This is a genomic window from Neobacillus sp. S1115, from assembly GCF_055385565.1.
The window spans coordinates 5,017,929-5,044,773 of the sequence record NZ_AP038275.1 but is presented as its reverse complement, the minus strand read 5'-3'; the positions used below and the strand labels follow the sequence as shown (position 1 = coordinate 5,044,773).

16 protein-coding genes, 21 tRNA genes and 3 rRNA genes are annotated in these 26,845 nt (G+C 44.0%); 35 read left to right on the top strand and 5 right to left on the bottom strand.

What is annotated here, in order from left to right:
- Window positions 1-71: 71 nt before the first annotated feature.
- A complete protein-coding gene (locus ACZ5B7_RS24780; RefSeq protein WP_423799382.1) occupies window positions 72-767 on the bottom strand; it encodes an MgtC/SapB family protein in 696 nt (231 codons plus the stop codon).
- Between the two features lie 573 nt (window positions 768-1,340).
- On the opposite strand from ACZ5B7_RS24780, the gene ACZ5B7_RS24775 reads away from it, so the two are divergent.
- The 29 genes from ACZ5B7_RS24775 to ACZ5B7_RS24635 all read left to right on the top strand — a co-directional run bounded on the left by ACZ5B7_RS24775 (window position 1,341) and on the right by ACZ5B7_RS24635 (window position 16,794).
- Window positions 1,341-2,890 (top strand): 16S ribosomal RNA (locus tag ACZ5B7_RS24775).
- A gap of 319 nt (window positions 2,891-3,209) precedes the next feature.
- Window positions 3,210-6,144: ribosomal RNA gene (locus ACZ5B7_RS24770) — 23S ribosomal RNA — on the top strand.
- 132 nt (window positions 6,145-6,276) lie between these two features.
- A 5S ribosomal RNA gene (rrf, locus tag ACZ5B7_RS24765) occupies window positions 6,277-6,393 on the top strand.
- The 16S, 23S and 5S rRNA genes sit together here with 21 tRNA genes alongside, the layout of an rRNA operon.
- Window positions 6,394-6,401: 8 nt before the next feature.
- A tRNA-Val gene (locus ACZ5B7_RS24760) sits at window positions 6,402-6,477 on the top strand.
- 21 nt (window positions 6,478-6,498) lie between these two features.
- Window positions 6,499-6,571, top strand: a tRNA-Thr gene (locus ACZ5B7_RS24755).
- A 4-nt stretch (window positions 6,572-6,575) separates the two neighbouring features.
- Window positions 6,576-6,651: transfer RNA gene (locus tag ACZ5B7_RS24750), tRNA-Lys, on the top strand.
- Window positions 6,652-6,660: 9 nt separating this feature from the next.
- Window positions 6,661-6,745: transfer RNA gene (locus ACZ5B7_RS24745), tRNA-Leu, on the top strand.
- Window positions 6,746-6,755: 10 nt separating this feature from the next.
- Window positions 6,756-6,830, top strand: a tRNA-Gly gene (locus tag ACZ5B7_RS24740).
- A gap of 5 nt (window positions 6,831-6,835) precedes the next feature.
- Window positions 6,836-6,924: transfer RNA gene (locus tag ACZ5B7_RS24735), tRNA-Leu, on the top strand.
- A 14-nt stretch (window positions 6,925-6,938) separates the two neighbouring features.
- Window positions 6,939-7,015, top strand: a tRNA-Arg gene (locus ACZ5B7_RS24730).
- A 16-nt stretch (window positions 7,016-7,031) separates the two neighbouring features.
- Window positions 7,032-7,108: transfer RNA gene (locus ACZ5B7_RS24725), tRNA-Pro, on the top strand.
- 17 nt (window positions 7,109-7,125) lie between these two features.
- Window positions 7,126-7,201, top strand: a tRNA-Ala gene (locus tag ACZ5B7_RS24720).
- Between the two features lie 21 nt (window positions 7,202-7,222).
- A tRNA-Met gene (locus ACZ5B7_RS24715) sits at window positions 7,223-7,299 on the top strand.
- Between the two features lie 153 nt (window positions 7,300-7,452).
- Window positions 7,453-7,529: transfer RNA gene (locus tag ACZ5B7_RS24710), tRNA-Ile, on the top strand.
- Window positions 7,530-7,546: 17 nt separating this feature from the next.
- A tRNA-Ser gene (locus ACZ5B7_RS24705) sits at window positions 7,547-7,639 on the top strand.
- A 25-nt stretch (window positions 7,640-7,664) separates the two neighbouring features.
- Window positions 7,665-7,738, top strand: a tRNA-Met gene (locus tag ACZ5B7_RS24700).
- Window positions 7,739-7,741: 3 nt separating this feature from the next.
- A tRNA-Asp gene (locus tag ACZ5B7_RS24695) sits at window positions 7,742-7,818 on the top strand.
- 7 nt (window positions 7,819-7,825) lie between these two features.
- Window positions 7,826-7,898: transfer RNA gene (locus ACZ5B7_RS24690), tRNA-Phe, on the top strand.
- A 23-nt stretch (window positions 7,899-7,921) separates the two neighbouring features.
- Window positions 7,922-7,997 (top strand) — tRNA-His (locus ACZ5B7_RS24685).
- A 7-nt stretch (window positions 7,998-8,004) separates the two neighbouring features.
- Window positions 8,005-8,078: transfer RNA gene (locus ACZ5B7_RS24680), tRNA-Gly, on the top strand.
- Window positions 8,079-8,082: 4 nt separating this feature from the next.
- Window positions 8,083-8,159, top strand: a tRNA-Ile gene (locus ACZ5B7_RS24675).
- Window positions 8,160-8,168: 9 nt separating this feature from the next.
- A tRNA-Asn gene (locus ACZ5B7_RS24670) sits at window positions 8,169-8,243 on the top strand.
- Window positions 8,244-8,246: 3 nt separating this feature from the next.
- Window positions 8,247-8,337: transfer RNA gene (locus ACZ5B7_RS24665), tRNA-Ser, on the top strand.
- Between the two features lie 3 nt (window positions 8,338-8,340).
- A tRNA-Glu gene (locus tag ACZ5B7_RS24660) sits at window positions 8,341-8,412 on the top strand.
- A gap of 404 nt (window positions 8,413-8,816) precedes the next feature.
- A complete protein-coding gene (glgB, locus tag ACZ5B7_RS24655; protein WP_464491317.1) occupies window positions 8,817-10,766 on the top strand; it encodes a 1,4-alpha-glucan branching protein GlgB in 1,950 nt (649 codons plus the stop codon).
- The gene (locus tag ACZ5B7_RS24650; protein WP_423799380.1) at window positions 10,708-11,853 is read left to right on the top strand and encodes a glucose-1-phosphate adenylyltransferase; all 1,146 of its coding nucleotides are present in this window, start codon (window positions 10,708-10,710) and stop codon (window positions 11,851-11,853) included. Before glgB ends, ACZ5B7_RS24650 begins: the two co-directional genes overlap by 59 nt.
- 72 nt (window positions 11,854-11,925) lie before the next feature.
- Window positions 11,926-12,960, top strand: a complete 1,035-nt coding sequence (locus ACZ5B7_RS24645) for a GlgC family sugar phosphate nucleotidyltransferase (protein ID WP_464491316.1) — start codon at window positions 11,926-11,928, stop codon at window positions 12,958-12,960.
- A complete protein-coding gene (glgA, locus tag ACZ5B7_RS24640; RefSeq protein WP_464491315.1) occupies window positions 12,957-14,408 on the top strand; it encodes a glycogen synthase GlgA in 1,452 nt (483 codons plus the stop codon). The genes ACZ5B7_RS24645 and glgA overlap by 4 nt, the downstream gene beginning before the upstream one ends.
- Window positions 14,398-16,794, top strand: a complete 2,397-nt coding sequence (locus ACZ5B7_RS24635; RefSeq protein WP_464491314.1) for a glycogen/starch/alpha-glucan phosphorylase — start codon at window positions 14,398-14,400, stop codon at window positions 16,792-16,794. Before glgA ends, ACZ5B7_RS24635 begins: the two co-directional genes overlap by 11 nt.
- A gap of 45 nt (window positions 16,795-16,839) precedes the next feature.
- On the opposite strand, the gene ACZ5B7_RS24630 is transcribed toward ACZ5B7_RS24635, so the two are convergent.
- The gene (locus tag ACZ5B7_RS24630) at window positions 16,840-17,778 is read right to left on the bottom strand and encodes a 1,4-dihydroxy-2-naphthoate polyprenyltransferase (protein WP_213144519.1); all 939 of its coding nucleotides are present in this window, start codon (window positions 17,776-17,778) and stop codon (window positions 16,840-16,842) included.
- 345 nt (window positions 17,779-18,123) lie between these two features.
- Here ACZ5B7_RS24630 and ACZ5B7_RS24625 point away from each other — a divergent pair, with 345 nt between their 5' ends.
- From ACZ5B7_RS24625 to ACZ5B7_RS24605, 5 genes are all read left to right on the top strand, one after another.
- The gene (locus ACZ5B7_RS24625) at window positions 18,124-19,524 is read left to right on the top strand and encodes an isochorismate synthase (RefSeq protein ID WP_464491313.1); all 1,401 of its coding nucleotides are present in this window, start codon (window positions 18,124-18,126) and stop codon (window positions 19,522-19,524) included.
- Window position 19,525: 1 nt separating this feature from the next.
- Complete coding sequence (gene menD, locus ACZ5B7_RS24620; RefSeq protein WP_464491312.1) at window positions 19,526-21,277, top strand: 2-succinyl-5-enolpyruvyl-6-hydroxy-3-cyclohexene-1-carboxylic-acid synthase; 1,752 nt, start codon at window positions 19,526-19,528, stop codon at window positions 21,275-21,277.
- Window positions 21,274-22,110 carry a 2-succinyl-6-hydroxy-2,4-cyclohexadiene-1-carboxylate synthase gene (gene menH / locus ACZ5B7_RS24615; RefSeq protein ID WP_464491311.1) on the top strand — a complete coding sequence of 279 codons (837 nt, stop codon included), beginning with the start codon at window positions 21,274-21,276 and terminating at the stop codon, window positions 22,108-22,110. Before menD ends, menH begins: the two co-directional genes overlap by 4 nt.
- A complete protein-coding gene (menB, locus tag ACZ5B7_RS24610) occupies window positions 22,100-22,918 on the top strand; it encodes a 1,4-dihydroxy-2-naphthoyl-CoA synthase (protein ID WP_213144523.1) in 819 nt (272 codons plus the stop codon). The genes menH and menB overlap by 11 nt, the downstream gene beginning before the upstream one ends.
- A gap of 63 nt (window positions 22,919-22,981) precedes the next feature.
- Complete coding sequence (locus tag ACZ5B7_RS24605; protein ID WP_464491310.1) at window positions 22,982-24,472, top strand: o-succinylbenzoate--CoA ligase; 1,491 nt, start codon at window positions 22,982-22,984, stop codon at window positions 24,470-24,472.
- A 30-nt stretch (window positions 24,473-24,502) separates the two neighbouring features.
- On the opposite strand, the gene ACZ5B7_RS24600 is transcribed toward ACZ5B7_RS24605, so the two are convergent.
- On the bottom strand, window positions 24,503-24,661 hold the full coding sequence (locus tag ACZ5B7_RS24600) for a DUF1540 domain-containing protein (protein WP_213144525.1): 159 nt from the start codon (window positions 24,659-24,661) through the stop codon (window positions 24,503-24,505).
- Between the two features lie 121 nt (window positions 24,662-24,782).
- Window positions 24,783-25,718, bottom strand: a complete 936-nt coding sequence (locus tag ACZ5B7_RS24595; RefSeq protein ID WP_464491309.1) for a metal ABC transporter solute-binding protein, Zn/Mn family — start codon at window positions 25,716-25,718, stop codon at window positions 24,783-24,785.
- A gap of 196 nt (window positions 25,719-25,914) precedes the next feature.
- Here ACZ5B7_RS24595 and ACZ5B7_RS24590 point away from each other — a divergent pair, with 196 nt between their 5' ends.
- Entirely contained in the window at window positions 25,915-26,487 is a 573-nt protein-coding gene (locus ACZ5B7_RS24590) for a beta-class carbonic anhydrase (RefSeq protein WP_464491308.1), read from the top strand.
- On the opposite strand, the gene yidD is transcribed toward ACZ5B7_RS24590, so the two are convergent.
- Window positions 26,484-26,723 (bottom strand): membrane protein insertion efficiency factor YidD, encoded by a 240-nt coding sequence (gene yidD, locus ACZ5B7_RS24585; RefSeq protein WP_213119822.1) that lies wholly within the window; start codon window positions 26,721-26,723, stop codon window positions 26,484-26,486. The genes ACZ5B7_RS24590 and yidD overlap by 4 nt on opposite strands.
- Window positions 26,724-26,845 lie beyond the last annotated feature (122 nt).

The window sequence follows — 26,845 nt, the reverse complement described above, 5'->3', positions numbered from 1 at the left end:
TACAAGAAAAATTATATCTGCATTACGAGCGTATTGCAAGAGGAAATTTAGAGAATCACAAAAAAATATTTTTAACTAATGCTTTCAATTTCCACTTTTTTAACACCTTCTATATCGGAAACAGCCGTATATACATCTGTTGTTTTTTCGCGGTAGTCAACAGCAACTAAAATTTGTACCAGGTGATCACCGTTATCTAGATCCTTAATCCGTATTCTACGCAAAATATATTTTTTCTCAAGTAAATAAGATATAGCTTTTTCAATCTGATCCTGGTCTCGAATAAATAATTGAAGCATGATTTCTTTTTCCCGTAATTGCTTTGGTCCGAAAATTTTCATAACGGCAGGGATAAATTCTACACTAATTATAAGTAGGGCAACGCCGACGAATGCTTCTAAATAAAATCCCGCTCCTACGGCAATCCCGATACCGGCAGCCCCCCAAATCATGGCAGCAGTAGTTAGCCCGGAAATGCTGTCATTGCCTCGTCTTAAAATGACACCAGCTCCAAGGAAACCAATTCCCGAGACGATTTGTGCCGCCAGCCGCAAAGGGTCCATAGTAATTCTAACTCCCTTTGAATCAGGGAACATATAAGCCGATTCAATAGATACAATTGTCAGCAAGCAACTGACAACTGAAATGACGAGACTTGTTTTTAATCCTACTGGCTTTCTTTTTAATTCTCGCTCAAGGCCAATAATTAGACCGAATACAGCTGAAATTCCTAATTTCATCAGTATATCTAAATCCAAGCTGCTCATAAATTCACGTCCATTTTATATATTCGTTTTTGAAAACCCATTTGTTATTATATATACTCTGATTCTTGCATAAAGGACTGCAATATGGAAGAACAAAAGCGTACGCTTCATTAATTACATATACAATGTTTGTTTGTTTTATGTATTTGCAGTCTAGAATCTGTAATATGCTTCTAACATTTCTTAAGGATGAAATTACAAGGATAAAATTCGTTTCTTGAGGTTGATAATATTTTTTAATGGATATAAAGGTGGAGAACTTAAAATCATTTCAAAAAAAGTTATAAATTATATTGCAAACATTTATTTATCATGGTATATTAATTCTTGTCCTCTTCGAGAGTGTCAAACAACTGAAAAAGAAATTTAAAAAAGTTGTTGACATCAAGAAGTTGACTGTGATAAATTAAGGGAGTCGCTTTTGAGAGCGAGGCTAGAAAATAGCGAGTGAACAAACACTCAACAGTATGATAGTTCTTTGAAAACTAAACAAACAAAAACGTCAACAAACAATAATATTCGTTTCATTTGAAACGAAGCCAACGTAACATTTTTGAGCTAATCAACTCAACTTTATTGGAGAGTTTGATCCTGGCTCAGGACGAACGCTGGCGGCGTGCCTAATACATGCAAGTCGAGCGAATCATAGGGAGCTTGCTCCCGGTGGTTAGCGGCGGACGGGTGAGTAACACGTGGGCAACCTGCCTGTAAGACTGGGATAACTTCGGGAAACCGGAGCTAATACCGGATAATTTCTTCCCTCACATGAGGGAAGGTTGAAAGTCGGTTTCGGCTGACACTTACAGATGGGCCCGCGGCGCATTAGCTAGTTGGTGAGGTAACGGCTCACCAAGGCAACGATGCGTAGCCGACCTGAGAGGGTGATCGGCCACACTGGGACTGAGACACGGCCCAGACTCCTACGGGAGGCAGCAGTAGGGAATCTTCCACAATGGACGAAAGTCTGATGGAGCAACGCCGCGTGAGCGATGAAGGCCTTCGGGTCGTAAAGCTCTGTTGTCAGGGAAGAACAAGTATCGGAGTAACTGCCGGTACCTTGACGGTACCTGACCAGAAAGCCACGGCTAACTACGTGCCAGCAGCCGCGGTAATACGTAGGTGGCAAGCGTTGTCCGGAATTATTGGGCGTAAAGCGCGCGCAGGCGGTCCTTTAAGTCTGATGTGAAAGCCCACGGCTCAACCGTGGAGGGTCATTGGAAACTGGGGGACTTGAGTGCAGAAGAGGAAAGCGGAATTCCACGTGTAGCGGTGAAATGCGTAGAGATGTGGAGGAACACCAGTGGCGAAGGCGGCTTTCTGGTCTGTAACTGACGCTGAGGCGCGAAAGCGTGGGGAGCAAACAGGATTAGATACCCTGGTAGTCCACGCCGTAAACGATGAGTGCTAAGTGTTAGAGGGTTTCCGCCCTTTAGTGCTGCAGCTAACGCATTAAGCACTCCGCCTGGGGAGTACGGCCGCAAGGCTGAAACTCAAAGGAATTGACGGGGGCCCGCACAAGCGGTGGAGCATGTGGTTTAATTCGAAGCAACGCGAAGAACCTTACCAGGTCTTGACATCCTCTGACACTCCTAGAGATAGGAATTTCCCCTTCGGGGGACAGAGTGACAGGTGGTGCATGGTTGTCGTCAGCTCGTGTCGTGAGATGTTGGGTTAAGTCCCGCAACGAGCGCAACCCTTGATCTTAGTTGCCAGCATTCAGTTGGGCACTCTAAGGTGACTGCCGGTGACAAACCGGAGGAAGGTGGGGATGACGTCAAATCATCATGCCCCTTATGACCTGGGCTACACACGTGCTACAATGGATGGTACAAAGGGCAGCGAAGCCGCGAGGTGGAGCCAATCCCATAAAACCATTCTCAGTTCGGATTGCAGGCTGCAACTCGCCTGCATGAAGCCGGAATCGCTAGTAATCGCGGATCAGCATGCCGCGGTGAATACGTTCCCGGGCCTTGTACACACCGCCCGTCACACCACGAGAGTTTGTAACACCCGAAGTCGGTGGGGTAACCGTAAGGAGCCAGCCGCCTAAGGTGGGACAGATGATTGGGGTGAAGTCGTAACAAGGTAGCCGTATCGGAAGGTGCGGCTGGATCACCTCCTTTCTAAGGATATAAGCTGGACATATGAGCCAGACAATACATGTTTGTTTGATTGTTTCTTGTTTGTTTAGTTTTGAGGGAATTATCTCTCAAAACCTTATTTTTTTGCTCCTGCGCCGCAGTAACTCGAGGAAGTGAATCCTCAGCTCGTCGCAAGGCTGCAAGAAGTAACGCTCTGATGTTTAATCATGATGTGATTGAAGTCAGTAGCCTTGTTCCTTGAAAACTAGATAATCGTAAAAGAAGAAGTAACCAAGTAAGAACCGAGTAATCGCCATTTTAGTTTTTCTCTCTTATTTTTAAGAGTAAGTAAAACCTTTTAGGTTAAGTTAGAAAGGGCGCACGGTGAATGCCTTGGCACTAGGAGCCGATGAAGGACGGGACTAACACCGATATGCTTCGGGGAGCTGTAAGTAAGCGCCGATCCGGAGATTTCCGAATGGGGAAACCCACTGTTCGTAATGGAGCAGTATCTTTACCTGAATACATAGGGTATTGAAGGCAGACCCGGGGAACTGAAACATCTAAGTACCCGGAGGAAGAGAAAGCAAACGCGATTCCCTGAGTAGCGGCGAGCGAAACGGGAACAGCCCAAACCGAAAGGCTTGCCTTTCGGGGTTGTAGGACACTCAACATGGAGTTACAAAGGAACGGGGTAGATGAAGCGGTCTGGAAAGGCCGGCCATAGAAGGTAAAAGCCCTGTAGTCGAAACTTCGTTCCCTCCTGAGTGGATCCTGAGTACGGCCGGACACGTGAAATCCGGTCGGAAGCAGGGAGGACCATCTCCCAAGGCTAAATACTCCCTAGTGACCGATAGTGAACCAGTACCGTGAGGGAAAGGTGAAAAGCACCCCGGAAGGGGAGTGAAAGAGATCCTGAAACCGTGTGCCTACAAGTAGTCAGAGCCCGTTCATGGGTGATGGCGTGCCTTTTGTAGAATGAACCGGCGAGTTACGATTGCATGCGAGGTTAAGTTGAAGAGACGGAGCCGCAGCGAAAGCGAGTCTGAATAGGGCGAATTAGTATGTAGTCGTAGACCCGAAACCAGGTGATCTACCCATGTCCAGGGTGAAGTCCAGGTAACACTGGATGGAGGCCCGAACCCACGCACGTTGAAAAGTGCGGGGATGAGGTGTGGGTAGCGGAGAAATTCCAATCGAACTTGGAGATAGCTGGTTCTCTCCGAAATAGCTTTAGGGCTAGCCTCACGTAGTTAGAGTCTTGGAGGTAGAGCACTGTTTGGACTAGGGGCCCTCATCGGGTTACCGAATTCAGACAAACTCCGAATGCCAATGACTTATCCGTGGGAGTCAGACTGCGAGTGATAAGATCCGTAGTCAAAAGGGAAACAGCCCAGACCACCAGCTAAGGTCCCAAAGTATACGTTAAGTGGAAAAGGATGTGGAGTTGCTTAGACAACCAGGATGTTGGCTTAGAAGCAGCCACCATTTAAAGAGTGCGTAATAGCTCACTGGTCGAGTGACTCTGCGCCGAAAATGTACCGGGGCTAAACGTATCACCGAAGCTGTGGGTGGACACCTTGTGGTGTCCGCGGTAGGAGAGCGTTCTAAGGGCGTTGAAGCTAGACCGTAAGGACTGGTGGAGCGCTTAGAAGTGAGAATGCCGGTATGAGTAGCGAAAGATGAGTGAGAATCTCATCCACCGTATGCCTAAGGTTTCCTGAGGAAGGCTCGTCCGCTCAGGGTTAGTCGGGACCTAAGCCGAGGCCGAAAGGCGTAGGCGATGGACAACAGGTTGATATTCCTGTACCACCTCTTTATCGTTTGAGTGATGGGGGGACGCAGGAGGATAGGGTAAGCGCACTGCTGGATATGTGCGTGCAAGCAGTTAGGCTGGCAAGTAGGAAAATCCGCTTGCCATAAGGCTGAGCTGTGATGCCGAGGGAATTATAGTACCGAAGTTCCTGATTCCACACTGCCAAGAAAAGCCTCTAGCGAGATAAAAGGTGCCCGTACCGCAAACCGACACAGGTAGGCGAGGAGAGAATCCTAAGGTGAGCGAGAGAACTCTCGTTAAGGAACTCGGCAAAATGACCCCGTAACTTCGGGAGAAGGGGTGCTTTTTGGGGTGAATAGCCCCGAAGAGCCGCAGTGAATAGGCCCAGGCGACTGTTTAGCAAAAACACAGGTCTCTGCAAAGCCGCAAGGCGAAGTATAGGGGCTGACGCCTGCCCGGTGCTGGAAGGTTAAGAGGAGGGGTTAGCGCAAGCGAAGCTCTGAATCGAAGCCCCAGTAAACGGCGGCCGTAACTATAACGGTCCTAAGGTAGCGAAATTCCTTGTCGGGTAAGTTCCGACCCGCACGAAAGGCGTAACGATCTGGGCACTGTCTCAACGAGAGACTCGGTGAAATTATAGTACCTGTGAAGATGCAGGTTACCCGCGACAGGACGGAAAGACCCCATGGAGCTTTACTGTAGCCTGATATTGAATTTTGGTACAGCTTGTACAGGATAGGTAGGAGCCTGAGAAGCCGGAGCGCCAGCTTCGGTGGAGGCGTCGGTGGGATACTACCCTGGCTGTATTGAAATTCTAACCCGCACCCCTGATCGGGGTGGGAGACAGTGTCAGGTGGGCAGTTTGACTGGGGCGGTCGCCTCCTAAAGTGTAACGGAGGCGCCCAAAGGTTCCCTCAGAATGGTTGGAAATCATTCGCAGAGTGTAAAGGCACAAGGGAGCTTGACTGCGAGACCTACAAGTCGAGCAGGGACGAAAGTCGGGCTTAGTGATCCGGTGGTTCCGCATGGAAGGGCCATCGCTCAACGGATAAAAGCTACCCTGGGGATAACAGGCTTATCTCCCCCAAGAGTCCACATCGACGGGGAGGTTTGGCACCTCGATGTCGGCTCATCGCATCCTGGGGCTGTAGTCGGTCCCAAGGGTTGGGCTGTTCGCCCATTAAAGCGGTACGCGAGCTGGGTTCAGAACGTCGTGAGACAGTTCGGTCCCTATCCGTCGTGGGCGCAGGAAATTTGAGAGGAGCTGTCCTTAGTACGAGAGGACCGGGATGGACGCACCGCTGGTGTACCAGTTGTCTTGCCAAAGGCATCGCTGGGTAGCTATGTGCGGACGGGATAAGTGCTGAAAGCATCTAAGCATGAAGCCCCCCTCGAGATGAGATTTCCCATAGCGTCAAGCTAGTAAGATCCCTGAAAGATGATCAGGTTGATAGGTCAGAGGTGGAAGCGCGGTGACGTGTGGAGCTGACTGATACTAATCGATCGAGGACTTAACCAAGTCATGTTTTTAGGTGAACTCGTTCTTATTAACTTCTTCTGCATTATCTAGTTTTGAGGGAATGAAAAATTTTAAATTTCCTCTTGCAAAATATGAAATAGACATTATAATAAAATAGTGTCTGATAAATGGTCTGGTAGTAATGGCGAGAAGGTCACACCCGTTCCCATCCCGAACACGGAAGTTAAGCTTCTCAGCGCCGATGGTAGTTGGGACGCAAGTCCCTGTGAGAGTAGGACGCTGCCAGGCTGTTAAATGGAGGATTAGCTCAGCTGGGAGAGCATCTGCCTTACAAGCAGAGGGTCGGCGGTTCGATCCCGTCATCCTCCACCATAATAATTTAATTATCATTTTGCCGGCTTAGCTCAATTGGTAGAGCAACTGACTTGTAATCAGTAGGTTGAGGGTTCAAGTCCTTTAGCCGGCACCTTGAGCCATTAGCTCAGTCGGTAGAGCATCTGACTTTTAATCAGAGGGTCGAAGGTTCGAGTCCTTCATGGCTCACCATTTAAATATGCGGGTGTGGCGGAATTGGCAGACGCACCAGACTTAGGATCTGGCGCCGCAAGGCGTGGGGGTTCGACTCCCTTCACCCGCACCATTTATATATTGCGGAAGTAGTTCAGTGGTAGAACACCACCTTGCCAAGGTGGGGGTCGCGGGTTCGAATCCCGTCTTCCGCTCCAAAATTGCCGGGGTGGCGGAACTGGCAGACGCACAGGACTTAAAATCCTGCGGTAGGTGACTACCGTACCGGTTCGATTCCGGTCCTCGGCACCATTTAAAATCAAGATGCGCCCGTAGCTCAATTGGATAGAGCGTCTGACTACGGATCAGAAGGTTATGGGTTCGACTCCTGTCGGGCGCGCCATTTAAATTTAATAGTACGGGAAATAGCTCAGCTTGGTAGAGCACTTGGTTTGGGACCAAGGGGTCGCAGGTTCGAATCCTGTTTTCCCGACCATTCTCACTAAATTCAATGGGGCCTTAGCTCAGCTGGGAGAGCGCCTGCTTTGCACGCAGGAGGTCAGCGGTTCGATCCCGCTAGGCTCCACCATTTAATTTTAATATGTAATTTGGCGGTGTAGCTCAGCTGGCTAGAGCGTACGGTTCATACCCGTAAGGTCGGGGGTTCGATCCCCTCCGCCGCTACCAAGATTATTAGGACCTTTAGCTCAGCTGGTTAGAGCAACGAGCAAGGCTCCGCTGAATATGCTACGAGTTGTACCCATCGAGCTGCTGCTTGAATTTGCTTTCTGAGATGGGGACAGACGGGTTTTAACCATATAGGTTAAAGAACTTTAACTTGGACCTTTAGCTCAGCTGGTTAGAGCAGACGGCTCATAACCGTCCGGTCGTAGGTTCGAGTCCTACAAGGTCCACCATTAGTTTCATATTTTATGGAGGAATACCCAAGTTTGGCTGAAGGGATCGGTCTTGAAAACCGACAGGCGGGTTAAACCGCGCGGGGGTTCGAATCCCTCTTCCTCCGCCATAAAACATTTTATACTTTTTATTATCGCGGGGTGGAGCAGTCCGGTAGCTCGTCGGGCTCATAACCCGAAGGTCGCAGGTTCAAATCCTGCCCCCGCAATCCGGTCTGGTAGTTCAGTTGGTTAGAATGCCTGCCTGTCACGCAGGAGGTCGCGGGTTCGAGTCCCGTCCAGACCGCCACTAAAGTGGCTCAGTAGCTCAGTCGGTAGAGCAAAGGACTGAAAATCCTTGTGTCGGCGGTTCGATTCCGTCCTGAGCCACCTTTATTTTTAAAAACATCACGGCGGTTGTGGCGAAGTGGTTAACGCATCGGATTGTGGTTCCGACATTCGTGGGTTCGATTCCCATCAGCCGCCCCATTATAATGCGGGTGTAGTTTAGTGGTAAAACCACAGCCTTCCAAGCTGTTGTTGTGGGTTCGATTCCCATCACCCGCTCCATTATGGGCCTATAGCTCAGCTGGTTAGAGCGCACGCCTGATAAGCGTGAGGTCGATGGTTCGAGTCCATTTAGGCCCACCATAGTATTATTCCGCAGTAGCTCAGTGGTAGAGCTATCGGCTGTTAACCGATCGGTCGTAGGTTCGAGTCCTACCTGCGGAGCCATATAGAGAAGTACCCAAGTGGCTCAAGGGGCTCCCCTGCTAAGGGAGTAGGTCGCGTAAGCGGCGCGAGGGTTCGAATCCCTTCTTCTCTGCCATTTGGCCCCTTGGTCAAGCGGTTAAGACACCGCCCTTTCACGGCGGTAACACGGGTTCGAATCCCGTAGGGGTCATACGAAAAAGCTGATGACAATATGTCATCAGCTTTTTTGTTGTTTTTGAACATGCAAATCATTATATTAATATAACCTCTTTGCTATCTCTGCAATGCAATAAAGTGTTGAAATCGCTTGCAAGACTTCAATTTTCCGCAAATAAAGTTATCTATTTTTTCAAAAATTGAATAACTTTTCAAACTACTTTAACAAAAAAATCACAAAAAAACTTAATAGATTCCTGTCGAAACACGAGAGATTTTTTGTCGTATCCTGGTGATAGCTGTCAAAAAACATCTAATAGTGGAGCCATTCCCCGCTTGCTGTCAGAAAAGATAAAAAAGTTTTACAAGGAATATTTGTTATTTGCACTTATAATTGGTTTTTGAAATACATAATTTCAGGTGAGGATGAGGAGAGCCATGGCAGTGAATACATTTTTTCCGACTGATTACCAACTTCACTTATTTCACGAGGGAAATCTTTTTCAAAGTCATCAGCTTTTTGGCGCTCATATCTTTAAGGATTCCGCAGAGACTTATACACGATTTTGCGTTTGGGCTCCGAATGCCCTCCAAGTAAGGCTTGTGGGGGATTTTAATCACTGGAATGGTGATGGATATGAATTACAAAAAGTAAATGGTGAGGGTGTATGGATTATTGTCATCAAGCAAAATCTAGATGGCTGCAATTATAAATATGAAATCACCACAAAATCAAAGAAACAATTGTTAAAAGCAGATCCCTATGCTTTTTACTCAGAATTAAGGCCAAATACAGCCTCTGTCGTTTATTCGCTTGAGGGCTATAAATGGCAGGACACTCAATGGATGAACCGCAAAGCACAATCGAACTTCCTGGCGGAACCAGCCGTCATTTATGAGGTTCATGCGGGCTCATGGAAGACCAAGGATAATGGTGATTTTTTAACCTATCGAGAACTGGCGGAAGAACTTGTCCCTTATGTATTGGAGCTTGGCTTTACGCATATTGAGCTGCTGCCGCTGGTTGAACATCCACTTGACGCTTCTTGGGGGTACCAGGGGACTGGGTATTTCTCCGTAACATCGCGGTACGGGACTCCGGATGATTTCCGCTATTTCGTCGAACAGTGCCATCAGCATGGCATAGGGGTCATCCTTGACTGGGTACCCGGGCATTTCTGCAAGGACGCTCATGGGTTATACAATTTTGACGGTACACATCTTTATTCCTATTCCCATCTAAATGATAGGGAAAACCACATCTGGGGCACAGCCAATTTTGACCTTGGAAAAGGAGAGGTGCAAAGTTTCCTCATTTCAAACGCTCTATTTTGGATGGAACATTATCATATCGATGGCTTCAGAATGGATGCTGTTGCCAATATCATTTATTGGCCGAATGCCTCAAATAGACAAAGTGAAAACCCCTTCGGTATTGCTTTCTTAAAAAAACTTAATCAAGCAATAAACGACTATAATCCATATTTTTTAATGATAGGGGAAGACTCCACCGATTTTTCGAAGGTAACGACCCCAGTCCGTTATGGCGGTCTTGGATTTGATTACAAATGGAATATGGGTTGGATGAATGACATGCTTGAATACATGGAAACGCCGCCGTTTGCAAGGTCACAGGCCCATTCAAAGGTCACTTTTTCACTTTTATATGCGTTTTCAGAAAACTTTATGCTCCCGTTTTCACATGATGAGGTTGTCCACGGGAAAAAATCATTATTGGATAAGATGCCCGGTGATTATTGGGAAAAATTTGCCCAGCTAAGGCTTTTACTGGGCTATATGTTTGCCCATCCCGGGAAGAAGCTGCTATTTATGGGATTTGAACTGGGGCAGTTCGCGGAATGGAAAGATAAAGAACAGCTAGATTGGCATCTTTTGGACTATGAGCTGCACCGAAAACTGAATACCTATGTGAAAGTCTTAACGAAAGTTTACAAACGCACCAAAGCCCTCTACGAACTCGATCATCTGTGGGATGGATTTGAATGGATGGATGTTAATAATAACGAACAGTCGATGTTTTCCTTTATTCGAAAAGGGAAGAAGGCGGAGGATGCGATAATCATCATTTGCAATTTTACGGGTATTAGCTATCAGGATTATCAGATAGGTGTGCCTAACCCTGGTGAATACCGTGAAATTCTTAATAATGACGACCTAGAATTTGGTGGTGCCGGCCACATTAATAAGCACACCATTCCGGCTTCAGATGAGCCGTTCCACGGAAGACCGTATTCTATCAAGCTCACAATTGCCCCGTATGGGTTTCAGATGATAAGACAAGTGAAAAAACGGAAGGAGAGAAAAGGCAATGGAAAAGAAAAGGTGCGTAGCCATGCTGCTGGCAGGAGGGAAAGGGAGCAGGCTTAATGCTCTTACAAAGGACCTTGCAAAACCTGCTGTGCCATTCGGAGGGAAGTATCGGATCATAGATTTTACCTTAAGCAATTGTGCAAATTCCGGAATTGATACTGTCGGCGTCTTAACGCAATATCAGCCGCTCTTGTTAAATTCATATATTGGAATAGGCAGTGCATGGGATCTTGACAGTAAAAATGGCGGGGTTACCGTTTTACCCCCTTACAGTGAATCCTCAGAAGTGAAGTGGTACACCGGTACGGCAAGCGCGATCTATCAAAACCTTAATTACTTAAAGCAGTACCAGCCGGACTACGTTTTAATCCTTTCTGGTGACCATATTTATAAAATGAATTACGAATCCATGCTGGAATACCATATTGAAAAACGAGCAGATGTAACGATCTCCCTGATCGAGGTACCTTGGGCGGAAGCCAGCCGGTTTGGGATTATGAATACAAACGATGAACTAAGAATCCTGGAATTTGAGGAAAAGCCAAGTGAGCCTAAAAATAATCTTGCATCGATGGGCATATATATTTTTAGTTGGAATATATTGAAAGAATATTTGGAAATGGATGCACGAAATCCGGACTCCAGTCACGACTTTGGGAAAGATGTCATTCCAAGGCTTCTTGAAGAAAATAAAAAATTATATGCCTATCCGTTCAAAGGCTATTGGAAGGACGTTGGCACTGTTAGAAGTCTTTGGGAGGCCAATATGGATTTATTGGAGGAGGATTGCGAATTAGATTTATTTGACCATGACTGGAGAATTTATTCTGTTAATCCTAATCGTCCTCCGCAATATATTTCCCCGGATGCCATAGTAATGGAATCACTCATTAATGAAGGATGTACAATTGAAGGGGAAATTGAGAAATCAGTACTCTTCCAGGGTGTAACAGTAGGGAAGGATTCCACTGTTAAGGAGTCTGTGATCATGCCGGATGCAACAATTGGCAGCAATTGTTTTATTGAAAAAGCGATTGTGCCTTGTGACGTGAAAATACCGGACGGAACGGTCATTCGTTCCTTCGATGATGAAATCATCCTAGTCACAGAGGAAATGTTAAAAGCATTGTACTCTGCCTATTAAAAATAGAATGAAAGCCCAGTAGGACTGGGTGCTACAGATATTAGGTGATAAGAAACTGGAGGGGACTTTGGCGTGAAAAGAAAGCTTTTAGGTATTATTGATGCAACTACCTATCATGAGGATTTGGATGACCTATTAACACATCGTTCTTTGGCGGCGCTGCCTTATGCAGGCCGTTATCGTATTATTGACTTTGTCCTTTCAAATATGGTGAATTCCGGCATTCGCAGTGTCGCAATTTTTCCAAAAATGCAGTACCGTTCCTTGATGGACCACTTAGGGTCAGGGAAGAATTGGGATCTAAATCGGAAAAGGGATGGCCTTTTCTTTTTTCCTTCTCCAGTCGTAGGCAGCAGCAATCCTAAAGGGATAGGTTCCTTTGATCTTTTCGCGGCAAATATGGATTATTTTTATCGCAGCACTCAAGAATATGCGATTATCTCAAATTGTTACACTATTTTAAATATGAATTTTAAACCCATGCTGGAATGGCATATGCATGCAAACTGCGATATTACCGAAATCCATCATCAGGATGGAAGATCATTAGAAATGTATTTAATCAAAACCTCTCTGTTGATGAAGCTGATTGAAACTAGATTTGAGACTGGGTACAGTTGTATGAAGGATGTCGTCAGCGATATTCATAATGATTACACTGTTTGCCAATATGATTATGATGGATATGCCGTCAAGATAGATTCAATTGAGAATTATTACTCGACCAGCATGAATTTGCTAAAGCCTAACGTTTGGAAAAATCTTTTTAATAATGACCAGCCTATTTTGACAAAGGTTAAGGATGAGCCGCCTGCTAAGTATTTAAAAGGATCATCCGTAAAAAATTCAATGATTGCAAACGGCTGTTTAATTAGCGGCACTGTTGAAAACAGTATTGTCTCGCGCGGAGTAAAAATCGGCAAAGGTACAGTTATTAAGAATTGTGTCATCATGCAAAAATGCCAAATTGAGGACAATTGTTACTTGGATTCGGTTATTTTGGATAAAGATGTCCGGGTTGAATCAGGGACACATTTAACTGGCACAGCGGGGGCACCGTTTGTAATCAGAAAAGGTACAAAGCAAGGAGCGTTGATGAATTCGTGAAAGTATTATTTGCAGTGTCAGAGTGTGGACCATTCGCAAAGTCGGGAGGCCTTGCTGATGTAGCCGGATCTCTGCCAAAAGAATTAAAAAGTCTAGGTACGGATATAAGGGTCATTCTTCCCAAATATGGAACCATTTCGGACGAATATAAAAAAAGAATGAAGAAGATAAAGGAGTTTTCCGTTTCTGTCGGCTGGAGAAAGCAGTATTGCGGGATTGAGGAACTAGTCCATCAAGGTGTTACGTTTTATTTTGTTGATAACGAATATTATTTTAAACGTGAAGGATTTTACGGTTATTACGATGATGGAGAAAGATTTGCCTTTTTTAACCGTGCGGTGCTAGAGGTCATAGAAGAGTTGAACTTTTATCCCGACGTACTGCATTGCCATGATTGGCATACGGCCATGATTCCCTACCTGCTTCGAAAAGAATATTACAAGAAGACAGGTTATGGTCAGATAAAAACTGTATTTACCATTCATAATCTGCAATTTCAAGGGGTTTTTTCAAAAGAGGTCTTGAGAGACCTGTTCGATCTTGATGAACAATCCTTCCATTCTGGACATTTAGAGTTTTTCGGAAATGTCAATTTCATGAAGGGTGCGCTTGTTGCAGCGGACACCATCACAACCGTGAGTCCAACCTATCGAAATGAAATTCAAACAGTGAACTACGGAGAAAAGCTTGAGGGCTTGTTGAAGGCAAGAGATGAAGATCTTTTGGGAATTTTAAACGGAATTGATGATGAATTTTATAACCCTGAACATGATCCATTTCTTTTGCAAACCTATTCAAGCCAAGACATTAAGAAGAAATCCATTAATAAAAAGGAAATTCAAAAGCAATTTGGCCTAAAGCAAACTGCTGCTGCTCCGTTAATGGTGATGATTTCAAGGTTGACTAGACAAAAGGGACTTGATCTCATCAAATGTGTCCTTAGGGAGATTTTACAGGAGGATATCCAAGTTATTATCCTTGGAACCGGGGATTATGAATATGAAGAATATTTACGGCAGGCAGCCCGGATTTATCCGGAAAAATTGAAGGTTCATACCGGCTTTGATGAGGGACTTGCGCATCGATTATACGCAGCGGCAGACCTATTCTTGATGCCATCCCTATTTGAACCGTGCGGCCTTTCCCAGTTGATAGCCATGAAATATGGAGCCATCCCAATTGTTCGGGAAACGGGCGGTTTAAATGATACGGTGAAGGCATGGAATGAGTTCACAAAGAAGGGAAATGGGTTTTCCTTCCGTAACTTCAATGCTCACGATATGCTTTATACGATTCAGCGGGCAATTAACTTCTATCATGATAAAAAAACATGGGGATCAATTGTAAAACAGGCAATGGAAATGGATTATAGCTGGGCTCAATCCGCTTTCCGCTATAACCAGCTATATGCTGAACTCACCACAAGGAGTGAAACCCATGTTTTCTAATAAAGAACGGTTTAAGGCAGACTTTTTAAAAAGGCTTGAGATGCTCTGCGGGAAAAGCTTTTCAGAAAGCACTTCAAGGGATCATTACCAAACCCTCGGCAACATGATCAGAGAATTTGTTAGTAATGATTGGATTGCCACCAATGAACGTTACATGGCAGTTAGAGAGAAACAGGTATATTATTTATCGATTGAATATTTGCTAGGCAAGCTGCTCCGGCAGAATCTGCTTAATCTGGGCGTGGAGGAAACCGTTGAGGAAGGCCTAAGTGACCTAGGTATTGAACTGGCGGACCTTGAAGACCTGGAACCGGATGCAGGCTTAGGAAATGGCGGCTTAGGCAGACTAGCCGCCTGCTTTTTGGACTCACTTGCCTCCACTGACCTGCCGGGACATGGCCATGGAATCCGCTATAAACATGGGTTATTTGAACAGAAGATAGTCGACGGCTATCAGGTTGAACTGCCGGAGCAATGGCTAAGAAGCGGCAATGTTTGGGAAATACGCAAGGCCGATTTGGCGGTCAGTATCCCGTTTTGGGGGAAAGTTGAAACCCGGCAGGAAAATGGAAGGCTTGTTTTTCAACATATAAACACTGAGGTAGTTACTGCTGTTCCATACGATATGCCTGTTGTCGGCTTTCAGACAAAGACAGTTAATACCTTAAGGCTTTGGAGTTCAGAGCCCGCACAGTTTCCAGTTCATAAAGATATTTTACAATATAAGCGGAGGACAGAAGCCATTTCCGAATTCCTTTATCCGGACGATACCCATGATGAAGGCAAGACGCTAAGGCTAAAGCAGCAATACTTTTTAGTTTCGGCAAGCCTCCAGTCAATTTTAAGATCCTATAAAAAACAGCATGGCAGCCTTGAAGAGCTGAATCATCATGTTTGTATTCATATTAATGATACCCATCCTGTTCTAGCCATTCCGGAACTGATGAGGATTCTGATGGATGAGGAAGGCTTTTCTTGGGAACAAGCATGGGAGATTACTACTAATACAATCTCTTATACCAATCATACCACCTTATCAGAAGCCTTGGAGAAATGGCCGATTCATATCTTCCAGCCGCTCCTGCCGAGAATTTACATGATTGTTGAGGAAATAAATGAAAGATTCTGCAAGGAACGTTGGGAAGAGACCCCAGGCGATTGGGGGCGAATTGCGGGACTAGCAATAATAGCCGATGGCTATGTCAAAATGGCCCATTTAGCGATTGTTGGCAGCTTTAGTGTAAACGGTGTGGCAAGATTACATACCGAAATCTTAAAGGAACGTGAGATGCGGCCCTTTTTTCAGCTTTTTCCTGAGAAATTCAACAATAAGACGAACGGCATTGCCCACCGCCGCTGGCTGTTAAAAGCAAACCCCAAATTGTCCTCGCTCCTAAGCGAAACAATCGGGGATGGGTGGACTCACTCCGCACATGAACTGATGCAGTTCCTTAAATATCAAGACGATCACTCGATTTTAGGGAAATTAGCGGCAATCAAGCAGGAGAATAAGCAAAATATGGCTGAGGTGATTTATAAGCAAAATGGTATTTCCGTCAATCCTGATGCCATCTTTGATGTCCAGGTGAAGAGGCTGCACGCTTATAAAAGACAGCTTCTAAATGTTCTGCATATCATGCACCTATATAATCGAATTTTGGAAGATTCCAGTTTTTCCATGGTGCCGAGGGTATTTATTTTTGGAGCAAAAGCATCTCCTGGATATTATTACGCGAAGAAGATTATTAAATTAATCAATACAGTAGCTGAGAAAGTTAACCATGACCCAAAAGTCGGCGATAAGATGAAGGTTGTGTTTTTGGAGAACTACCGCGTTTCATTGGCGGAGAAAATATTTCCTGCTGCAGATATAAGCGAGCAGATCTCAACGGCCAGCAAGGAAGCATCAGGTACGGGGAATATGAAGTTTATGATTAATGGGGCATTGACGTTAGGGACTTTGGACGGGGCAAATGTAGAAATTCATGAAAGGGTAGGGGACGATAATATTTTTATCTTCGGTCTAACGGCCGAGGAGGTTCTTCATTATTATCGGCACGGCGGATATGAATCCGTAGAATATTATCATCATGATAACCGGATTCAGCAGGCTGTCAATCAGCTGGTGAACGGATTTTTCCCGGGCGTCCATAACGAATTTGAACCAATCTTTGACTCGCTGCTTGAAGAAAACGATCAATATTTTGTCTTAAAGGATTTCGCTTCCTATGCAGATACCCAGCGGAGGGTAGGAGAAGCCTATGCGGATTCACTAAAATGGCAGAAAATGTGCCTGACTAACATCGCCCATGCAGGCTACTTCTCGAGCGACCGAACGATAAAAGAATACGCCAAAGATATATGGGGAATCCATCCAGTAAAATAATATTTAAAAAGCTTCTGCTCTCGGCAGAAGCTTTTTTGATCTTATTTAAGAAAAAAAGTAACCGGCGAAAATCCCAATAGCCAGTAAGAAGCCGAAGATGGTGTTCGTTTGGGCCGTAGCTTTCATCGCTGGTGCCATTTGAATTGGCACTGTTCCTTTAATAAAGCCTTTAACTGATTTAATAGGTTTCGGTGTGCTTATTAATACGAGCGCCGTCCAAATTGGGGCAATATCCGCAATTATCAGCCCCAAAATCCAGACATACGAAAAAGCAAACATCCCGGCCAATAGGAAGATGGCCTTTTCTTTGCCTAGAAGAATGGCCAATGTTTTCCGGCCAAATTCTTTGTCGCCGTCAAGGTCGCGGATGTTATTGGACAAAAGAATTCCGCCGACCAAAATAAAACTTGGCACTGATACAAGAATACTTGTGCTGTCCACTGTCCCTGTTTGGATAAAGAATGAGATTAAAATAATCATCATCCCCATAAAGAAACCGGCAAACAATTCTCCGAAAGGTGTGTAGGCGATTGGCAGCGGCCCGCCTGTATATAAATACCCAATCAACATACATACCAAGCCCACTAAAGCTAACCACCAACTGCTGTTTGCACATATATAAACTCCCAATAATAAAGCAATTCCATAGAGTCCTAATGCCAGCTGCATCACAGTCTTTGGCTTAATTCCGTCCCGGACAATACTTCCGCCAATGCCGACAGAGTCCTCTGTATCGAGTCCTCGTTTAAAATCATAATATTCATTAAACATATTTGTAGCGGCTTGGATTAACAGGCTTGCAATCAGCATGGCGAAGAAAAGACCGAAATGAATTTTCCCATGCCGAAGTGCCAGTGCAGTGCCTAGCAATACAGGAACAAACGCTGCTGTTAAAGTATGGGGGCGGGTCATCTGCCACCAAACCTGGAAGCCGCGGTTTGAGTCAACAACAGGTTTAGAACCTTCCCGTAAATTTGGCTGCATATTTTTTTCTCCTCCCTTTTAAATGCATCTATCTGTACAAAACGAATTTATAAAGAATGGTTATTACCCAAACCTAAGTGTAGGAAATATCAAGTGGAGTGTCAATTAAATTTTACTTTCAAAACTAGAAGATAATCCCTTCTCGAGTAATATCCATATTTAGTGGAAAAATGAGTGTATCGAAGCCTTTTGCAACCGATTTTCGGAAATTTGACATATAATAAGGAAATGAAGCAGGAGAAGTAGTGACAACCATTATTGACTTCTTTACAATGGGAGTAGTATCTTTAAAAAGGTTTAAAATGAATGGAGACAGCCCTATTTGGCTGTTTTGGAGGGATTTGCTTGATTACCATTCAGGAAATCGAAACGAAGGAAAGAAGTCTTTTGGCGATGAAGCGCGCAAAAGAACTTGGCCGTCCCATTTTAATGAGTGAAGTTGAAAAAATGAATCATATCGACCCCCTTTTATTCTTTTCTAGTGGGAATGAACACTATTCAGGCGAACGGTTTTTTTGGAAGGATCCAAAGGACGAATTTATTTTCGCGGGACTGGGAATTTCTAAGCAATTTCAAATAGATCAGTCAGATGACCGTTTTGGCCTTATTGAAAGAGAATGGAAGGAATTTTTAAAGGACAGCCTTATTTCTAATCCATTTTCCGAAATTGGAATAGGCCCGCTGATATTTGGAGGATTTTCTTTTGATCCATACAAAGAGAAGACAGTGCTTTGGTCTAAATTTGATGATTCTTTATTTTATCTGCCAAAATATCTTTTGAGTGTTATTAAGGGACAAGTCTTTTTGACAACTAATTTTATCTTTACACCGAACGATGATGAATTGTTATATAAACATATAATCGATGAACGGAATAAACTTTTTCAGTCTCTTCAGAAACACCACCACACAGCTCTGCCTGCCCTTATGGAAACAAAGGAAATTTCACCTGAGAAGTGGAAAAATACAGTTGATGCAATGGTAAAGGAATTAAACAGAGGCCCGCTTAAAAAAGTAGTTCTTGCCAGGGAACTTCGGTTAAATTTTAATGACATTGTTGCTTCAGAGGCAGTCCTGCAACATTTAAATGAACAACAGCATGAAAGCTTTATCTTTGCTCTTGAATCGAATGGCGATTGTTTTCTTGGAGCATCTCCAGAGAGACTGGTGAAAAAGAATGGCACCGAACTTTTCTCTACCTGCCTTGCTGGTTCCAGCTCACGGGGACATAACCCGGAGGAGGATCGATTACTGGGAGAAAAATTGCTTTCTGACCAGAAAAACTTGCTTGAGCATCAATATGTTGTGGAAATGATAAAAGAAGCACTAGAGGAATCATGTGAAGAAATCATCCTTCCTGATAAACCTCAGCTAATGAAAATCAGGGACATACAGCATTTGTATACGCCGGTCATCGGAAAATGCAGTGGTGACAGTTCACTATTGCATTTGGTCGAAAGATTGCATCCAACCCCTGCTCTTGGCGGACTTCCGAAGAAAGAAGCGGTTGAAAAAATTCGTCAAGTTGAGGAGCTTGACCGCGGTTTTTATGCTGCACCTGTAGGTTGGCTGGATTATGAAGGAAATGGGGAATTTGCAGTAGCCATTCGCTCGGGTCTCTTACAAGGCAAGGAAGCATCCTTATTTGCCGGATGCGGCGTTGTAGCTGATTCTGATTCCGAAAGTGAATATTTAGAGACAAGCTTGAAGTTTAGGCCAATGCTTCGGGCACTTGGGGGAAAATAGTATGAATCATCAAGAATCGTTAACTGCTTATATCGCGGCATTTGTCGGGGAGCTGGTTCTTTCCGGGATTACCGATGTGGTGGTCAGTCCCGGGTCAAGATCCACCCCAATGGCATTGGTTATGGCAGAACATCCGGATTTAAACGTCCATATCCATGTGGATGAGCGCTCTGCCGCCTTTTTTGCATTGGGAATTGCCAAGGCGACAAATCGAACTGTTGCTATTCTTTGCACATCAGGTACCGCTGCAGCCAATTACTTTCCTGCTATTGTCGAAGCGCGTTATTCACGAGTCCCATTGCTGGTTTTGACAGCAGACCGGCCTCATGAGTTGCGAGAGGTAGGGGCACCGCAGGCGATTGACCAAATTCATTTGTACGGAAAACACGTCAAGTGGTTTGCAGAAATGGCACTTCCTGAGAAAAATGATGAGATGATCCGCTACGCGCGGACAGTCTGCTCCCGTGCTGCCGCATATGCAGCCAGCGCTCCACCTGGTCCGGTTCATTTGAATTTTCCTTTTAGAGAACCACTTATTCCTAAAATGGATGAGGAACTCTTTGCAGTGTGTGAGCGACCGGAAGGATATGTGCAGGTACATAATGGTGAACTTAACATAAACGAAATGGAGTATCAAGAAATCGCCGGGCGGTTGGCTGGCAAAGCGAAGGGGATCATTGTTTGCGGAAATGTTGCCGATGAACGTTTCGCAATTGCTGTAACAAAGCTCGCTAATCAATTAAAGTATCCAATCTTAGCAGACCCGCTATCACAGCTTAGAAGTGGGCAGCATGCAAATGATCAAATTATTGATACTTACGACACATTCTTACGAAATGAAGATGCGAAATCTTACCTTAAACCGGACGTGATTATCCGCATTGGTTCGATGCCGGTGTCTAAAGCGTTAACCATTTTTATCAAAGGAAATCCGAATGCAGATCAATTTGTAGTCGATGGCGGAGGCGGCTGGCGGGATCCTGCTATCTTGTCGACCGATATGATTTTTTGTAATGAAGCAATTTTTTGTGAAAAACTTTCAGCGTATTCCAAACCTCGGGTGGAGACGGGATATTTAGACGCTTGGAAAAAAGTAAATGACCTTACAAAAGAAAATATGTCTCCAATCCGGGATATTCCAGAATTAAGTGAAGGAAAACTTTTTTATCAGCTTGCTGAGATGCTGCCGGATGGTGCCGCATTATTTGTTGGAAACAGTATGCCAATTCGTGATTTGGACAGCTTTTTCTTAACAAATGGCAAGTCAATTAAGATTATGGCTAACAGGGGTGCGAACGGCATAGACGGGACCGTATCCACAGCCTTGGGTGCGGCGATGTACTCAAAGCCGTTATATTTGGTCCTTGGAGACTTAACCTTTTTCCATGATTTAAATGGACTTTGGGCAGCTATGAAGCATCAAATTAATATAAACATTATCCTTATAAACAATAATGGCGGCGGGATTTTCTCCTTCCTTCCGCAATCGGAACATCCGAAGCATTTCGAGCTTCTTTTCGGTACACCATTAAACATTGAATTTGAACATGCCGTCAAAATGTTTAACGGACAATTTACGAAAATTAAGGATTGGGATCATTTCCAAATTGAAATGGAAAAATCAAGAGATGCGGCAGGCATAAATGTCTTTGAAATTGTCACAAACAGAGACAAAAATCGAGACGAGCACCGCGAATTTTGGCATGTGGTTTCCCAGGAAATATCAAATTTTGTCAAAGGGGAGCAAAAATGAGGATAGTTACCGGCGGAATCCGCTATCATGTCGAGTTATGCGGGAAGGGATTCCCCCTCGTTATGCTTCATGGATTTACGGGAGATTCATCAACGTGGACTACTTTTTGCGAACGACTGGGAAAACACTCGCGGTTGATTATTCCTGATATCATCGGGCATGGAAAAACAGAATCTCCTGAGGCTGCGGGCCGATACCGGATGGAGGAGGCAGCTCAAGATTTAATTTCCATTCTTGATGAACTCCAGATTGAGCAAATTGATTTATTAGGTTATTCAATGGGGGGCAGGCTTGCCCTTTCATTTGCCTGTCTATATCCCGAAAGGGTTCGAAAATTGATTTTGGAAAGCGCTTCGCCTGGTCTTGAATCAGAGGACGAAAGAAAACAGCGCCGTTTGAAAGATGCCGAATTAGCCCATTTTATTAAGGATAAAGAAATAAAGGAGTTTGTTGAATACTGGGAGAATATCCCCTTATTTTCAACCATGAAGAGGCTGCCGGAGAAAGTACAAGGAAAAGTAAGGGAACAGCGTTTAAACAATTCTCCTATTGGTCTTGCCAATAGCTTGCTAGGTATGGGGACGGGTTCTCAGCCCTCTTGGTGGGGGCAATTAAATAAGCTAGCCTGTGAAGTTTTGCTGCTCACCGGTGAGGAAGATTTGAAGTTCTGCAGGATTGCTGAAAAAATGCACAAGGAGCTGAAAAATAGTTCTTTGGTAACGATTGCACAATGCGGTCATGCAATTCATGTGGAAGAACCCGAAAAGTTTGGTACAATAGTAAGTGACTTTTTGTCAAATACAAACAAAGGAGGAATTTATAGTGGCAGTTGAATGGATTCCAGTTCGTAAATACGATGAAATTATTTATGAAACGTATAACGGAATAGCTAAAATCACGATTAACCGTCCCCATGTACATAATGCTTTCACACCAAAAACAGTGATGGAATTAATCGATGCTTTTGCCTATGCCCGTGATGATTCCGAAGTCGGCGTCATTGTTTTAACAGGTGCAGGAGACAAGGCATTCTGTTCCGGCGGCGACCAAAGCGTCCGCGGACATGGTGGCTATGTTGGTGAGGACCAAATTCCGCGCCTAAACGTACTTGATCTGCAGCGTCTGATTCGTGTTATTCCAAAACCGGTTGTGGCAATGGTTAAAGGCTATGCAATCGGCGGAGGTCATGTTCTGCATGTAGTCTGTGATTTAACGATTGCAGCTGACAATGCTGTTTTTGGACAAACAGGTCCTAAGGTAGGCAGCTTTGATGCCGGCTACGGTTCAGGTTATCTTGCCCGTATTATCGGTCATAAAAAGGCACGAGAAATCTGGTATTTATGCCGCCAATACAATGCTCAAGAGGCGCTCGATATGGGCTTAGTCAATACCGTTGTTCCGCTTGAACAGGTAGAAGAAGAAACAATCAAATGGTGCGAGGAAATGCTTGAAAAGAGCCCAACCGCACTTCGTTTCATCAAAGCTGCCATGAATGCAGATACCGATGGATTGGCTGGACTTCAGCAATTTGCTGGTGACGCAACGCTGTTGTATTATACAACCGACGAAGCGAAAGAAGGACGCGATGCCTTTAAGGAAAAGCGCAAGCCAGACTTCGGCCAATTCCCTCGTTTCCCTTGATGAAAAAACGTTACAACAGCTTGATGGTCTCCATCAGGCTGTTTTTTATAAAGGATGATAAATATGAATAACGAAACAATGCCAAATTTTTTGATGAAAAGAGCCTTTCTAACACCGGATCGGACTGCCGTTTATTTTCAGGATAAAGCTTTAACATTTAAAGAGCTTTATAATTATTCACTTAATGTCGCAGGGCAACTTCAAGGGCTTGGCGTTCGAAAGGATGATTTTGTAGGTGTTCTGTTGAAAAATCATCTAGATACTGTCATTATATTTTTTGCTCTTCAACTTTTGGGAGTCAGATCAGTCATTTTAAATAATCGCTTAACACCATCGGAGCTTGTTTGGCAACTAGAGGACTCAACATCCTCTTTATTGATACTAGAGGATTCATTTACTGATATTAAAATGGTCATTAATCAACAGCTTGCATCTCTTGCCACAATTACAAAGAGTGATTTGTTTGCAAAAAAAGAAAATGAATACGCTGATATTCAAGAAGAAATCAACCTATCAGATATCTGCACGATCATGTATACCTCAGGAACTACCGGTCATCCAAAGGGTGTCTTGCAAACCTATGGCAACCACTGGTGGAGCGCAACTGGCTCGGCGTTAAATTTAGGCTTCGTAGAAAGTGACTGCTGGCTTTGTTCAGTGCCGCTGTTCCATATCAGCGGATTCTCTATTTTAATGCGGAGCGTCATTTATGGAATGCCGATTGTCCTTCATGAAAAATTTGATGTGCAGAAGACGATTGAAGATATTAGTGATAAAAAGGTTACGATTATGTCAGTTGTGGGAACGATGCTTACAAGTATTGTTGATGCTTTGACAGTTAGCGGACTGCCGGAACATTTTCGCTGTTTTCTGTTAGGCGGCGGCCCAGCCCCGCTGCCATTGCTAGAGGCGTGTGTTAAAAAGAATTTGCCTGTGTTCCAAAGTTATGGAATGACGGAAACTTCATCGCAAATTGTTACCCTTTCTCCGGAATATAGCCTAAGCAAGCTTGGTTCGGCAGGAAAACCGTTATTTCCATCCCAGCTTAGAATTGAACTGGATGACCACACGGCGGCATCGCCACAACATGCAGGAGAAATTGTAGTGAAGGGACCAAATGTAACCGCAGGATACTTGAAAAGGCCGGACGCAACCAAAGAGAAGATCCGTGAAGGATGGCTCCATACAGGTGATATCGGGTACGTTGATGAAGAAGGTTTTTTATATGTATTGGACCGGCGCTCCGATTTAATTATTTCAGGAGGTGAGAATATTTATCCTGCAGAAATTGAATCCGTTTTGCTCTCACACCCGGATGTAGCAGATGTCGGGGTTATTGGAGTGGATGATGCTAAATGGGGACAAGTGCCGATTGCTTTTATAGTGAAAAGGGAAAGTGCGGCATTGCCACAGAAGGAACTCCAACAATTTTGCCAAACACGGCTTGCCAAATATAAAGTGCCGAAACAATTCTATTTCACAGAACAGCTGCCGAGAAATGCAGCAAAGAAACTTCTAAGAAGAAACCTACGTGAAATGATAAACGAAAAATAAAGAACCAGCCATCGACTGGTTCTTTATCTTTTATAGTTCGCTCGCTTCAAATGTTTGACAATCAGTTTCTTTGCTTGTATCAGCCTTTTTACCAGTGTGGCTGACAACGTAAATTTGGTCGGCACTGCACTTGTTTCCCTTTGCCCAAAATGTACAGTTATTGACCTCGCATAAAACATCCTGTGCCATGTGTATCACTCCTTACGTATTTGGTAATACAGGTATAGCATTTGATGATTGTGTGATATGCATGTCAGTAAGTAATTGGGTGAAAACGTAAATCATTGGCCGGAAATCCAAATTGTTTCAATTAATTATTTAATGCTGTTTCCAATGTTTTTAAGTTTTTATTCATTAATGAAAAATAGGTTTCCTTATTTTTGATGTCGTCCTTTGTCAAAATCGCCAAGTTATGAATTGGCAGCGCACGTGCGCCAATTTCTTTTTGCACGACCTTGCCGAGCTTGGATTTGACATTTTGTTCAAACAGCATATAGTGAAGTCCTTCATGGTCAGCCATGGAAATGATTTTCTCTAATTCTTTTTGGCTTGGTTCGTTGGTTGTGGATAGTCCAGAAATGCTGATCTGTTCAATTCCATAGCGGGTTTCCCAATAGCTGAAGGCCGCATGGGTGACAATGATTTTTTTATGCTTTGCCTGCGAAATCGTATTGGCAAAATTTGCGTCTAACTCGTCAAGCTCGCCAGCAAGCTTTTGGTAGTTTTCATCAAAGTAAGCCTTTCGCTGTGGGAGTTTTTTTGCTAATTGGTCGCGGATTACTGCTGCCATTTCCTTTGAATAAACAGGGTCGAGCCAAACATGAGGATTAACCCCAGCATGATCTTCATGATCTTCCTCTTCAGATGAATGGTGATCTTTTGGCAGTTTCAGCCCTTCCGCAGCAGGTACTAAGGTAACATTTTCATCTTTTAAGGTACCTTTGGCTTTTTCCACAAATCCCTCAAGGCCAAGGCCGATATAGAAAAATAAGTCTGAATCAGCCAAATTCATCATATCCTTTTGCGAAGGCTCAAAGGTATGTTCATCAGCGCCTGGCGGGTAGATTGTAGCCACCTTTACATATTTTCCGCCAATCCGTTCCGTAAAATACTGCAGTGGAAAAACGGTCGTATATATCGTCAATAGATTTTTCTTTTTTGGAGTTTGTTGGGTATTATTTCCACATGCTGATAAAACCAAGCTTAACGGCAGTAGAAAAGAAAGAAAAAGAATTAGTTTTTTCATAAAAGCTCCTTTTTAAATCGTATTTATTCCGATTTAACAACTAAAAAATTTTAAATATTATGAATCTAATACGTAACAATTCCGATTTACTTATGTATCTTACAAAAAATTTGCCGTTTCTGCAAGTGAAAAAATTGTATATTCGAATGAATTTTATGTATCCTTAAAAAAGAGATACCTAAAGGGGAGTGAATAAATGGATAGTTCATCATTATTAAATGATATTCTTGACTTCAATAAAAAATTTGTGGAAGAGCGCGAGTATGAAAAGTATGAGACAACTAAATATCCGAATAAAAAAGCAGTAATCCTGACTTGTATGGACACAAGACTGCTGGAACTTTTGCCAAAGGCCTTGAATTTAGGGAATGGGGACGTAAAACTGATTAAAAATGCCGGGGCGATTGTGTCTCATCCGTTTGGAAGTATTATGCGGAGCATTTTAATTGCCCTTTATCAGCTTCAGGCAAAAGAGGTTTTTGTGATTGCACATCATGATTGCGGGATGAGTGGATTGAAAGCAGAACCAGTCGTGGCAGAGATGAAGGAACGGGGTGTTAGTCAGGAAACACTTGATACACTAGCCTATTCCGGAGTTGATTTTAATCAATGGCTGCATGGCTTTGATAGTGTAACTGAGAGTGTAAAGCATAGTGTCGAGATGATTAAAAAGCATCCGCTTATGCCGGGGGGTGTGCCTGTTCACGGACTCGTTATTGATCCAAGGACGGGAAAGCTCGACTTAGTGGTTGACGGTAATCTGGATTAATGTTTTTTGTGGTCCTGCCATTTTTCAGGAACAGGATCGACTCCTCCTGGGTGAAAGGGATGGCATTTCAAGATCCTTTTAATAGCCAAATATCCGCCTTTAATAGCCCCGAAACGCTGAACAGCCTCAAGACCATAATGAGAACAGGTTGGATAAAAGCGGCAGGAAGGCGGTTTTAAAGGCGAGATAGCTATTTGATAAAACCGGATAAGAGCGATGAATAATTTCTTTAACATATAGAGCTGCTCCTTTAATATAATTTCCTTCAAGATATCACAAAACCAATAAAACGTCTAAATTGGTAATTAATACGTTGCAGAAAAAATACGGAATTTATAGTATGATAGAGAATAGATTT

What these genes read in the sequence shown, in the direction of transcription:
- menD (WP_464491312.1), top strand. Translation starts at nt 19,526, where the DNA reads ATGAATCATCAAGAATCGTTAACTGCTTATATCGCGGCATTTGTCGGG.
- ACZ5B7_RS24650 (WP_423799380.1), top strand. Translation starts at nt 10,708, where the DNA reads ATGGAAAAGAAAAGGTGCGTAGCCATGCTGCTGGCAGGAGGGAAAGGG.
- ACZ5B7_RS24595 (WP_464491309.1), bottom strand. Translation starts at nt 25,718, where the DNA reads ATGAAAAAACTAATTCTTTTTCTTTCTTTTCTACTGCCGTTAAGCTTG.
- ACZ5B7_RS24635 (WP_464491314.1), top strand. Translation starts at nt 14,398, where the DNA reads ATGTTTTCTAATAAAGAACGGTTTAAGGCAGACTTTTTAAAAAGGCTT.
- yidD (WP_213119822.1), bottom strand. Translation starts at nt 26,723, where the DNA reads ATGTTAAAGAAATTATTCATCGCTCTTATCCGGTTTTATCAAATAGCT.
- glgB (WP_464491317.1), top strand. Translation starts at nt 8,817, where the DNA reads ATGGCAGTGAATACATTTTTTCCGACTGATTACCAACTTCACTTATTT.
- ACZ5B7_RS24780 (WP_423799382.1), bottom strand. Translation starts at nt 767, where the DNA reads ATGAGCAGCTTGGATTTAGATATACTGATGAAATTAGGAATTTCAGCT.
- menH (WP_464491311.1), top strand. Translation starts at nt 21,274, where the DNA reads ATGAGGATAGTTACCGGCGGAATCCGCTATCATGTCGAGTTATGCGGG.
- ACZ5B7_RS24600 (WP_213144525.1), bottom strand. Translation starts at nt 24,661, where the DNA reads ATGGCACAGGATGTTTTATGCGAGGTCAATAACTGTACATTTTGGGCA.
- ACZ5B7_RS24630 (WP_213144519.1), bottom strand. Translation starts at nt 17,778, where the DNA reads ATGCAGCCAAATTTACGGGAAGGTTCTAAACCTGTTGTTGACTCAAAC.
- ACZ5B7_RS24590 (WP_464491308.1), top strand. Translation starts at nt 25,915, where the DNA reads ATGGATAGTTCATCATTATTAAATGATATTCTTGACTTCAATAAAAAA.
- ACZ5B7_RS24605 (WP_464491310.1), top strand. Translation starts at nt 22,982, where the DNA reads ATGAATAACGAAACAATGCCAAATTTTTTGATGAAAAGAGCCTTTCTA.